General features: G+C 43.6%; 11 protein-coding genes and 1 pseudogene. 1 reads left to right on the top strand and 11 read right to left on the bottom strand.

Translation table 11 applies throughout. The annotated features are described in order from the left end of the window. Nucleotides 1-166: 166 nt before the first annotated feature. The 11 genes and pseudogenes from ACEZ3G_RS05650 to hemA all read right to left on the bottom strand — a co-directional run bounded on the left by ACEZ3G_RS05650 (nt 167) and on the right by hemA (nt 10,569). Nucleotides 167-643: a methylated-DNA--[protein]-cysteine S-methyltransferase gene (locus tag ACEZ3G_RS05650; protein ID WP_432424473.1), complete on the bottom strand. Its 477-nt coding sequence runs from the start codon at nt 641-643 to the stop codon at nt 167-169. Further along, complete coding sequence (locus ACEZ3G_RS05645) at nt 640-1,761, bottom strand: CNNM domain-containing protein (protein ID WP_432424472.1); 1,122 nt, start codon at nt 1,759-1,761, stop codon at nt 640-642. The genes ACEZ3G_RS05650 and ACEZ3G_RS05645 overlap by 4 nt, the downstream gene beginning before the upstream one ends. A 49-nt stretch (nt 1,762-1,810) precedes the next feature. Continuing rightward, the gene (locus ACEZ3G_RS05640; RefSeq protein ID WP_432424471.1) at nt 1,811-3,139 is read right to left on the bottom strand and encodes a serine hydrolase domain-containing protein; all 1,329 of its coding nucleotides are present in this window, start codon (nt 3,137-3,139) and stop codon (nt 1,811-1,813) included. Between the two features lie 48 nt (nt 3,140-3,187). Then, nucleotides 3,188-4,177 carry a porphobilinogen synthase gene (hemB, locus tag ACEZ3G_RS05635; RefSeq protein WP_432424470.1) on the bottom strand — a complete coding sequence of 330 codons (990 nt, stop codon included), beginning with the start codon at nt 4,175-4,177 and terminating at the stop codon, nt 3,188-3,190. Nucleotides 4,178-4,187: 10 nt separating this feature from the next. Beyond that, nucleotides 4,188-4,811: a hypothetical protein gene (locus tag ACEZ3G_RS05630; protein WP_432424469.1), complete on the bottom strand. Its 624-nt coding sequence runs from the start codon at nt 4,809-4,811 to the stop codon at nt 4,188-4,190. Further along, a complete protein-coding gene (gene hemF / locus ACEZ3G_RS05625) occupies nt 4,802-5,704 on the bottom strand; it encodes an oxygen-dependent coproporphyrinogen oxidase (protein WP_432424468.1) in 903 nt (300 codons plus the stop codon). The genes ACEZ3G_RS05630 and hemF overlap by 10 nt, the downstream gene beginning before the upstream one ends. Further along, nucleotides 5,701-6,231: a GNAT family N-acetyltransferase gene (locus ACEZ3G_RS05620; RefSeq protein WP_432424467.1), complete on the bottom strand. Its 531-nt coding sequence runs from the start codon at nt 6,229-6,231 to the stop codon at nt 5,701-5,703. Before ACEZ3G_RS05620 ends, hemF begins: the two co-directional genes overlap by 4 nt. Nucleotides 6,232-6,262: 31 nt before the next feature. Continuing rightward, a complete protein-coding gene (gene hemE, locus ACEZ3G_RS05615) occupies nt 6,263-7,288 on the bottom strand; it encodes a uroporphyrinogen decarboxylase (protein WP_432424466.1) in 1,026 nt (341 codons plus the stop codon). 51 nt (nt 7,289-7,339) lie between these two features. Then, nucleotides 7,340-7,696: pseudogene (locus tag ACEZ3G_RS05610) on the bottom strand (four helix bundle protein). A gap of 42 nt (nt 7,697-7,738) precedes the next feature. Then, nucleotides 7,739-9,316 (bottom strand): hydroxymethylbilane synthase, encoded by a 1,578-nt coding sequence (gene hemC / locus ACEZ3G_RS05605; protein ID WP_432424465.1) that lies wholly within the window; start codon nt 9,314-9,316, stop codon nt 7,739-7,741. Next, nucleotides 9,313-10,569 (bottom strand): glutamyl-tRNA reductase, encoded by a 1,257-nt coding sequence (hemA, locus tag ACEZ3G_RS05600; RefSeq protein ID WP_432424464.1) that lies wholly within the window; start codon nt 10,567-10,569, stop codon nt 9,313-9,315. Before hemA ends, hemC begins: the two co-directional genes overlap by 4 nt. 202 nt (nt 10,570-10,771) lie before the next feature. On the opposite strand from hemA, the gene ACEZ3G_RS05595 reads away from it, so the two are divergent. Continuing rightward, entirely contained in the window at nt 10,772-11,659 is an 888-nt protein-coding gene (locus tag ACEZ3G_RS05595) for an AraC family transcriptional regulator (RefSeq protein ID WP_432424463.1), read from the top strand. Nucleotides 11,660-11,676: the final 17 nt, after the last annotated feature.

The raw sequence follows: 11,676 nt of genomic DNA, 5'->3' as shown, positions 1-11,676 counted from the left end.
ACACCGTAAAAAGGGCTTACCGACCATCAAGTCGGTCGTTCGACGGAATGAATGCGAATAAATAGGTCAATATGCCCATAAAGAACAGGCCTTTATCGATGAAATGCACAAATCGTTCCTTCGTTTCCGAGATATTGGAAGAAACAGACCGGAGGGTCGGTAAAAATTAGAAAAGGGATTGCTGTTTTACGGGGCTTTCGTGCTCTAAAAGCCATTTTTTGCGGTGCAATCCACCAGCGTAGCCCGTTAAGGAACCATCACTTCCTATGACGCGATGGCAGGGAATTATGATCCATATCGGATTCTTGCCATTTGCTGCCGCAACCGCACGGATCGCTTTCACATCGCCCAATTTTTTCGACAGATCCAAATAAGACATGGTGTTGCCAAAGGGAATATTCAAAAGTTCTTCCCATACTTTTATTTGAAAATCGGTGCCGTCAGGGTTCAGTATAAGGTCAAAGGCTTTTCGTTCTCCCCTGAAATATTCCTGCAGTTGATAAACAGCGTCTTCAAGCACTTCAGGAATAATTTTGGTGATTTCCTCCGATGTATCAAGAACTGTAATGGCCTTCAATCCGTCGGTATCGCCCTCGATTTTGGCAATGCCCAAGGGGGTTTCTATAAATGCCGTTTCAATCATTCGGGTTTTGCAAGTTTTTCGATTACGCCAGTGCGTTGGGCCCGACTTTCCCAATTTTTTCTTGCCAATTCCTGCAAATCGGCCACATTATCACTCTCGTCCATTATTTCAAGACCTAAGAGCGTTTCGATAATGTCTTCCATGGTCACAAGTCCGCTCACAGAACCATATTCATCGATTACCAGTGCGATGTGTTCGCGCTTACCTATGAAAATATCAAAAAGTTTGGGTATTGGGGTATCCCGTTCTGTGACCAAAATGGGCCGTTTGATCTCGGATAATGGAGTATCGCCATTGTCATTGACCATTTCTTCCAAAATATTGTCTTTAAGCACAAAACCATCGATATGGTCCATTTTATCGCTGAACACGGGAATCCTTGAAAAACGCATCTTTGGATTATCTTCAAAATACTCGCCAATGGTTTTCTTTTCCGATGCGATTTTCATGACCGCCCTCGGGGTCATTACGTCCTTGACAAGTACCTCGTCGAATCGAAGCAGATTTTTGATGATGATGGATTCCGATTTCTCAAAAACCCCTTCCTCATGGGCGATATCGGTCATAGCGGTGAAATCTTCCCGACTCAAAACACTGCCATGATGACCTTTGCCGCCTACCAGTTTGGTAAAAAGCTGCAAGAGCCAAAGGAGTCCGGTCCACTTGAGTGCCAAGACCATGAACTTTAAGGTCTTTGCCGAGAAGTTGGCAAGTTGGCGCCAATAGGTGGCCCCTATGGTCTTCGGTATGATCTCCGAGGCGACCAGAATCAAGATGGTCATGAACGTAGATACCACACCTACCATTAGATCTTCGGTGAATTCAATACCAAAAAAAGACCTTGTGCTACTTCCGTAAAGATCCGCGTACGCAATTTTTGCCTGTACCCCGACCAAAATTGCACCAACGGTATGGGCTATGGTGTTCAAGGTCAAAATGGCTATCAAAGGTTTATCGACATCTTTTTTAAGTTCTTCCAAGGTTTCGGCGTAACCCTTGCCCTCTTTTTTCTTGATATTGATGAAAGTGGGATTTACACTTAAAAGCACGGCTTCTAAAATGGAGCATAGAAAGGAAAAAAAGATTGAAATAATTGCGTAGAATATGAGCAGCCCCATGTATCGGTTTTTACGACACTAAGATACAAATTCGACGGGAACGGCGTATTCAGTCTGAAGCAAGATTTGCTTGATAGAAGACTTGTAGTACTGCCGACCTAATGTTCAATTTATAGATGTTGGAATGTTCCCTTGAAGGGTATACCCTGTTCGAAAGAAAGATATAAACAAGTTGGTTATTAGGGTCTGCCCAAACAAAGGTGCCCGTAAAGCCACTATGTCCGAAGCTTTTTGGGCTTACCTCGGGGGCAGGGTAAGAATCTTTTAAATAGAGCGTGTCATTGCCCAATAAGGGCTTGTCAAAGCCCAATCCTCTGCGGTTTTCGTTTTCGGGATACTGCACTCGAATGAATTCCCTAAGCGTTTCTTCCGAGATATAGCGGTTTCCGGCATAAGTACCGAACTGCATATACATTTGCATCATTTTGGCAAGGTCGGTCGCGGTGGCGAAAAGTCCGGCATTGCCCGATACCCCGCCCAATAGCGAGGCATTTTCATCGTGTACCCAGCCATGGGTCAAGGTATGCCGAAAAAGTGTGTCGATCTCGGTCGGCACAATATTGTTCGAAAAACCTTTTGTACTTGGCTTGAACCCCATCGTTGTTGCACCCATGGGCAGGTAAAAATTCTTTTCCAGATAGGCTTCGTAGGACTCGCCCGTCAATTGCTCGATCAATTCAGGAAATATCAAAAAGGTAAGCCCGGAATAGCGGTATTTTTTTTCCGATACTTTTGACCGGTCGATTATGCGGTACATCTTACGGTTGAAACGGTTTTTGACAAAAAGCCCGGGATAAGCTTGGTTCTCAAACCTTGGTTTTAATCTTTTTTTTACAAAGCGTTTTTTAACCTTTCCGTTCTTTTTGATGACTTCGTTCAAAAACACGATATAGGGTGTCAAACCGGCCTGGTGCGCCAAGATTTCACGTAAAGTCAAGTTTTCTTTATCCTTTTGGCCTTGCCAACGTTTCCAATAGTTGCTAAAAGGTATGTCAAGATCCAGTTTACGCTCATCGACCAATTTCATGATCGCAGGCAAGGGCCCCATGATTTTTGTGACCGATGCCAGGTCGTAAATATCGTTGGGCGCGACGGGTTGAATGCTATCATAGGTGTGAAACCCATAGGCTTCGTGAAATATGATCTTACCTTCCTTGGCCACTAAAATTTGTGCTCCCGGAAAGGCCTCCTGTTTTATACCGTTCGTTATTATGGAATCGACTTGGGTATGTATGTATGCAGAATCAAGACCGACTTCAGCCGGAGAGGCATGGGCAAGTTCGTCTCCCATACCAATTTTAAGTACTTTGGAAGCACTTTCTTGACCGCTTGCGGCAATACAAAATAAACCGAAAAGTATAAAAACTATTTTTTTCATATTTCCTTGCTTTTGTGATACCGGCGAAGGAGGAATGACTAGGCGATACTATCCCATTAGCCTAACCGCATCCTTGGCGAAGTAGCTTGCAATGATATTTGCCCCGGCTCTTTTTATCGCCACCAATTGTTCCATCATAACCGTGTCATGGTCGAGCCATCCTTTTTCGGCCGCCGCCTTCACCATGGCATATTCGCCCGACACTTGATACACCGCCACAGGCACATCGACCTCGTTGCGTATTTCGCGAACGATATCCAAATAGCACAATCCAGGTTTTACCATGATGATATCAGCTCCTTCCTCTATATCCATTTGCGTTTCCTTGATAGCCTCGAAGCGATTGGCAGGATCCATTTGATAGGTTTTTTTGTCTTTGGGTACATTCCTTAAATCGACAGGTGCCGAGTCGAGCGCATCACGAAAGGGGCCGTAAAAAGCACTGGCATATTTGGCGCTATAGGCCATAATACCCGTATTGTAGAGTTCTTCTTCTTCAAGAGCTTCGCGTATCGTCAGTATACGACCGTCCATCATATCACTTGGGGCTACAAAGTCGGCTCCGGCCAGGGCATGTGAAATACTCATCTCGGCCAAGACCTCTGCGGTTTCATCGTTCAATATTTGTCCGTCCTCGACGATACCATCATGGCCAAAGGAAGAGTAAGGGTCCAGGGCGACATCGGTCATGACCAACATTTCAGGGCAGGCATTTTTAACATGCTTGATCGCCAACTGCATGAGTCCGTTTGGGTTCAGGGCTTCCGAACCTTTGTTGTCCTTTAGGTTGTCGGGCACTTTGACGAAAAGTAGTACCGCACGAAGACCCATACTCCAAAGTTCTTTGACCTCTTTTTCCAAATTGTCGAGGCTCAAACGATAGTAATCGGGCATTGAAGCGATTTCTTCCTTGATGTTTTTCCCTTCTACTACAAAAAGAGGGACCAAAAAATCGTTTGGGGTGATAACGGTTTCTCGAACCAAGCTACGGATCGATTCATTCGCTCTTAACCTTCTATTTCTTATAAGTGGATACATACGGATAAAGTTAATTATTAATGTCAATATGGGTATTGTTCATAGAACTCATTTCTTCATGACAGGCACTTATTTTTTCTACGGCCGAACCCATCTCTTTGTCCGTCCACAAAGTAATATCTTCTTGCAAAACCCTCGGATCTTGATTTGAATCGATGTATTTTTTAATCGATTCGACCAAGGGGTCATCTAGCGACGTAACTTTTAGTATGGATTTTCCTCCAGGAATACTGTAACCACCCTCATAATCATAACAAAAGACAATGACCTGATCGCCTATATTTAACCCTAGGCCATGAAAACAATCGGTCACCATGAATTTTTGATTGGCATATGTATTCTCGCCCAATGCTTTGATCTTGAATACCCTATCGATTTCGATAATTCCTTCTTGCGAAGTATATAATGGCCCCGGGTCGTCGTTGGGTTCTTTCAAGGCCTTGATCGACCCGGTAAAGACCAGTGAAAGTTCGTTGCCACATTCGCCGATAAAAGGCCCTGATTCTGGCCACCAATACGTATAACCGACATTTAGGGTGTCAGGCGTAAAGGTGATATCGATATCGCTTTTAGATTTTTTGGAAGTGCAACCAAATATCAGTAGAGCGAAAAAAAAAGCTTTGTTTATACCCATTCCATCGGATTTCGCAATACTTGCACTAATCGCTCCTCTTCACTCCCCTTTTCAGGATGGTAATCATAACGCCATTGTACATGGGGCGGAAGGCTCATCAAAATGCTTTCGATACGGCCATTGGTCTTCAAGCCGAACAGGGTGCCCTTATCGTGCACTAGATTAAATTCGACGTAGCGTCCTCTTCTGATTTCCTGCCATTCGCGATTTTCTTTGGAATAGGGCAGGTGTTTTCGCTTTTCTACAATAGGAGCGTAGGCTTCCAAAAAGCTGTCACCCACTTCTGTAACGAATACGTACCAGCCATCCATAGATAATTCTTCGGTTTCTTTACAATAGTCAAAAAACAACCCTCCGATTCCCCTTGCTTCGTCGCGATGTGCGTTCCAAAAATATGCGTCACACCTTTTTTTATAGGTGGGGTAAAAGTCAGGATTATGGGTGTCGCATGCCTTTTTACAAACAGAATGAAAATGAACGGCATCTTCATCAAAGAGATAATAAGGCGTTAAATCTTGCCCTCCGCCGAACCACTGGTCAACGATATTTCCGGTCTTATCATACATTTCAAAATAACGCCAATTGGCATGTACGGTCGGTACCATCGGATTCTTCGGATGAACGACCAAGCTCAATCCGCAGGCAAAAAAATCGGCATCTTTGACCCCAAAATACTTTTGCATGCTTTCAGGGAGTGCCCCGTGTACCGCAGAAATATTGACCCCGCCCTTTTCGAATACGTTTCCGTTTTCGATGACACGTGTTCTGCCTCCCCCGCCTTCCGGTCGTTTCCAAATGTCTTCTTGAAATCGGGCAGCACCATCGATTTTCTCAAGTTTTGAGGTAATCACGTTCTGTAGGTCTTGAATGTAAGTGTAGAACCGGTCTTTCATGTGCGTTCGTATAGTTCCATGTCCAAAGGACTCTCATTCGGGGGTTTATGTTCGTTGAATAATGTTCTTTTCCAAAGATACCCACATTTTTCAGCAACCTTGATACTCCCAAAATTGGATTTATGGACGATTAATTTAAGGGTTCGAAGATTCAATTCGGTAAAGGCATAATCGGAAAGCCATCGCACTGACTCGGTCATATACCCTTTGCCCTCATATTGATAGCCAATACAGTAGGCGAGCTCGGCCTCCTTGACTTTCCAATCGATTTTCTTGATATAGACCAATCCGATTACGGTACGGTTTTCTTTTTCTTTCAGAACAAAAACGAGTTCTTCTTGACTTTTATATTGTTTGAGCTTTTTCTCGACGAAATATTTTGACAGGTCGGGCGTTAAATTTTGTTCCAACGTCTTCGGAAAGTATCGTTTCAATCGCTCGGCGTTCGAGACGACAAAATCGCAGATACGCCAAGCATATTTTTCATGTATAGCGTCGATTAGATATTCTTCAAACTCAACTAACATACGTTCTCGGATTTCAGCCCCATTTTGGAAATTAGGGAGCGTATTCCTTTACCGCATCGATAAAGGCTTTTGCATTTTCAACGGGAACGTTCGGCAGAATACCGTGCCCGAGATTGACGACATAATTATCCTTGCCGAATTCATGGATCATTTGCACGACCATCTTTTTGATTTCTGAGGGAGGCGAAAGTAACCGTGCCGGATCGAAATTGCCCTGAAGTGTTATCTTTCCACCGGAGAGGTAACGGGCATTTCGCGCCGAACAGGTCCAATCGATACCAAGGGCCGAAGCTCCCGACCGGGCCATATCTCCCAAAGCGAACCAACAACCCTTTCCGAAGACGATTACGGGCGTTTCATCTTTTAGGGCATCAATTATCTGTTGCATGTATTGGAATGAGAACTCTTGATAATCGACGGGAGAAAGCATACCTCCCCACGAATCGAATACCTGCACGGCGTTTACGCCAGCCTTGACCTTGGCCTTTAAATAGGCAATCGTGGTGTCGGTGATTTTCTGTAACAGTTCGTGGGCAACGGCAGGTTGTGTAAAACACAGTTCTTTGGCCTTGTCAAAGGTCTTGCTGCCCTGACCTTGCACACAATAGCATAAAATCGTCCATGGAGAACCTGCAAAACCGATCAACGGCACCTCGTCGTTCAACTTCTCCTTGGTCGCCTTAATGGCCTGCATCACATAATCGAGCGAATCGTCGATATCGGGAACAATAACGGAGTTCAAGTCACTTTTCGAGCGGATCGGATTAGGCAGGTACGGGCCGAAATTTGGCTTCATCTGTACCTCGATGTTCATGGCCTGAGGGATGACCAGGATATCGGAAAACAATATGGCGGCATCCATGCCGAATCGACGGATAGGCTGTACGGTAATCTCGGAAGCGAGTTCAGGCGTTTGGCAACGGGTAAAGAAATCGTATTGCTCCTTTATTTTCATGAACTCGGGGAGATATCTGCCCGCTTGGCGCATCATCCATACGGGAGGCCGGTCTACGGTTTCGCCTTTCAAGGCCCTAAGGAATAAGTCGTTTTTGATCATATTTGGCTATTGGCTATTGGCTATTGGCTATTGGCTATTGGCCTTTGGGTGTTAGCTATATTTTATTTCACTGATTAGGCTGTTGATCATTTTTGCTTCTTTATCGAGAAGCTTAAATATATCCTGTAAATCCTTTTTTGAAATGAAATCTAGTTCTTCGGTTATAATTAATTGTGTTTCTACTTCAAAAAGTGAGCCGATTGCAATTTCTTAAAATCGCTTGAACTCGATTTCACTATTCCTGCTACATCCATCGGCGATATTTGACGGAACGGAAACAGCCGCCCTTGTAATTTGGCTTCGCAATCCAAACTTTTCGTTTGAAGGTAATTTATCGGACAATTCATAAATCTCCTTGACGATTTGAATACCGTTCTTCCAAATATCAAGTTTTCTAAAATCCCTCATATTTTATTTTTCAACCAAACTCCAACAGCTAACAGCCAACGGCTATTCACCATAATCCATATTCACCAAATCGATTACACTTTCAACGGTCGGTATTTTGGCTACCTGAACCATGGTAAAGTATTTTCTGGCGGCTTGGGCCGTGGTTTCTCCTATACAGTATGCCGTTACATCTCGTTTATTATCGATGAGGTAACTTTCTACTCCGGTAGGGCTAAAGAACAATACTGCCTTTACTTCTTCGGGTACTTTTGTCGGAACGAGTTTGGTGCTATAGGCTTCCACTTCATTAAGCGTTATGCTATTTTTTTCAAAAATATCGGGCAATTCATCCAATCTGCGGTTACCACAGAAATAAGTGGCTTCGAGCCCTTCCATAAATTCTACGAGGTATTCCGCCAATTTTTGGGCATTGCTTGCAACATATTTTACCGGGCCGATACGTGATTCGATCAAACGCTTGGTGCGCCGACCGACACAATAGATGTTCTTGAACTTTAAGGAGTTCGCCGCACTACTTTTTAATAAAGACTCAACCGCATTTTGGCTCGTGATGATTACATTTTCGATTGGGGACTTTAATAAGGCAGGCGCAATTCTTGAAGGGCTGGTTTTTATAAAATCTTCAGAAGCTACGCGAGTATGGGCATTGAATAATTGTAGTTGATCGGCGGTCAATTTTTTAGTTGAAAAGACAGAGGGGGCCACGTTCGGTGCTTGTAGGTCTTTCATCAACCTTCGTCCTCCACGGCTTAAAATGCTTTCTGCACAGATTTGGGCCAAATCATCTGATTTTGCCAGGGGCATTGTTTTGACGACCTCCAATTTCTTTTTGCCGTCCTTGCTGAGCAACACACCATTGAGGGTCATTTCTTCACCTTCTATAGTGGCCAGTGCGCCTATCGGTGCTGTACAGCCGCCTTCAAGAATGTTTAAAAACCTACGCTCTACGCTGGTGCATATTTCGGTTTCTTTATGGTTAAGGGCAACACATGCTTCGAGCGTTTCTTTGTCTTTTTCGAGAGCAACGACCATGACCGCTCCTTGGCCCGGTGCGGGAATCATCCAAGTAAGGCCGATCGTATTTTCGGGTTCGATACCGATACGTTGAAGTCCGGCGGCGGCGAAAATGGCCCCGTTCCAATCATTCTCGGCCAGCTTCTCGATACGGCTGTTTACGTTGCCCCTTAGATCGACCACGGTATGGCTCGGATAGCGATTGAGCCATTGTGCCTTTCTGCGAAGGCTTCCTGTGGCAATGGTAGCTTCCCGTTGCGCCAAAAATTCTTGATTGTGCTTGTAGGCCAGTATGTCGTAATAATTTCCCCTTTCGAGTACGGCGGCCTGAACGATGCCTTTGGGAAGAAGGGTCGGTACGTCCTTTAACGAATGTACGGCAATGTCGATCGTTCCTTCCAATAGGGCAATGTCTAAAGTCTTGGTAAAAATCCCTGTAATTCCAAGTTCATAAAGTGGTCTGTCCAATACTAGGTCACCGGTAGATTTAACGGGCACCAATTCGGCTTGATGGCCCAAGGCCTCTAATTTCGATTTTACGGTATTCGCCTGCCATAGCGCCAATTCACTATCGCGGGTACCTATGCGGATGACTTTGTTCATTGCGAATTCACTTCGAGTTGAAAGACTTTTTGAATGAGCTCGAGACTGTCATCGGCATCGGTAGACGCATCCTTCAAATGGTTGGCAAATTGTTTGGTGATTTTTTGGATGATACGGTTCGAGACGACATCTGCATGTTCGGGGTCGAAGTCTGCATTTCTTTTTGACTGGTAGTCCAGTTCTTCATCCTTAAGTGTCTTTAATTTCTTTTTTAGGGCTTTAATGATCGGAGCGAATTTTCGGGTCTCCAACCATTGAAGGAAATCACTTTTTATATCTTCAATAATTGTTTCTGCCTGGGGGATGTGCCGTTTACGCCGTTCCAGGGTCTCATCGGTAATCTGCGATAAATGGTCGAGATGAACAACAGTGACGTGGTCTAGGTCCGTTATGTCATCGGAAACATTCTTGGGTACCGATAAATCCAATATCAGCAAGGGCTTTTTGGTATGGATCAATTCTTTCGATATCGTCGGCGTTTGCGCCCCGGTTGCAACGATGAGAACATCTGCCGAGCGTATTTCGGTCTGAAGATCACCAAAGTTTTTAACCGTAAGATTGAACTTTCCCGCTATTTTTTCGGCCTTGTCCTTGGTGCGGTTGATCAAGGTTATGTGTGGATTTCTGGTGTGCTTGATAAGGTTCTCACAAGTATTTCTGCCGATTTTTCCCGTTCCAAAAAGCAAAATGTTCTTTTCAGAGATTTCAGGAACGTTATTAAGTATATATTGTACAGAGGCAAAGGCTACCGAAGTGGCACCCGATGAAATTTCGGTCTCGTTTTTGATCCGTTTGCTTGCCTGAATGACCGAATTACATAATCGCTCGATAAACGGATTGGCAATATCGTGTTTTTTAGAACGGTTAAAACTTTGACGCAGTTGGCTTATGATCTCGAAATCGCCAAGAATTTGGCTATCGAGACCGGTACCCACACGAAACAAATGATCGATGGCATCATTGTTCTTGTACACGTAGGCCACTTCTTGAAATGCTTCGATCGTGCCTTTGGTATTGTCGCAGAGCAGTTTTATCAATTGGAAGGGGTGTTGCGCGAAACCGTGCAACTCGGTGCGGTTACATGTCGATGTGACCAAAAGACCGTCAATATCAAGTGCTTTGGCCTGAACCAATATGTTTTCCATACCGGTTTCATCAAGACTGAATTCGCCTCGCACCTGGGCATCGGCCTTTTTATAGCTGAGACCTATGGTATAGAACGAACTGTGTTTCGAAATATGGTAATCTTTCATCTGCTGTTTCGAACGATGGCAAAAATAAATGCAATATTGCTATAAAAACAACGCTAGAGGAACAATAAGTGTCGAATAAGGACTTTTGGCGTTATTTTCGACATGATGTAATTAAAAAACGATAAATTTATAGCAAATATTGGGTATTGGAACATTTTTATTTAGAACGTTTCTAAATAGAAATTGAAAAACAAGTGTAGGAATGGATAAAAAAAATGTCGCTGAAGGTTCATTTGATGAGATGCTTATCGAAGAAGGATTCTTTGTTGTAAAAATTCAGAACGATGGTTCTGAAATACAGAAAGTTGCCAAAGACGTAGATAGTTCTTTTATTCAATTTCATTTTTGCCTCAAGGGCCGGGCCAAGTTTATATTCAATGATGGCAGGTATGCGCTTGACGTAAGTGAAGAAAATTCTTTGTTGTTGTACAATACAAAATTGAATTTGCCAATGAACCTAGAACTTTACCCAAATTCATGGGTGGTCTCGGTAATAATGACCATTCGAAAATTTCATTCACTTTTTTCAAAGGAAGCCGATTATATTCCTTTTTTAAATCCGGAGAACAAAGAGAAAAAATATTATTCGCAAGAAGGTGTTTCTCCTGCAATTGCGGTCGTACTTAGCCAAATGATGAATTATGTATTGCATCCTTCGGTCAAAGAGCTTTACATCAAAGGCAAAGTTTATGAATTGATTTCGCTCTATTTTAATAAAAGCACCGATGCCGATATGGAACAATGTCCGTTTTTAGTGGATGAGGACAATGTTAGGCGAATTCGACAGGCCAAGGAAATCATGATTTCAAGAATGATCGAACCTCCGACATTAGCGCAGTTATCAAAGGAAATAGGCCTCCCTCTAAAAAAACTTAAGGAAGGATTCAAACAAATTTATGGTGATTCGGTGTATGGCTTTTTGTTCGATTATAAGATGGAACACGCCCGTAAGCTGTTGGAGGCGGGCAAATACAACGTCAATGAAATTGGCCTCAAGGTCGGATATAGCACTTCGAGCCATTTTATCGCGGCCTTCAAGAAAAAGTATGGCACGACGCCAAAAAAGTATGTAATGTCCATTGTCAATTAATTTCTTTTTCAGTAATT

It is taken from the genome of Meishania litoralis (assembly GCF_042611095.1).
Classification (GTDB): domain Bacteria; phylum Bacteroidota; class Bacteroidia; order Flavobacteriales; family Flavobacteriaceae; genus Meishania; species Meishania litoralis.
The sequence above is the reverse complement of the archived record's forward strand: the minus strand, read 5'-3'. Positions and strand labels throughout refer to the sequence as shown.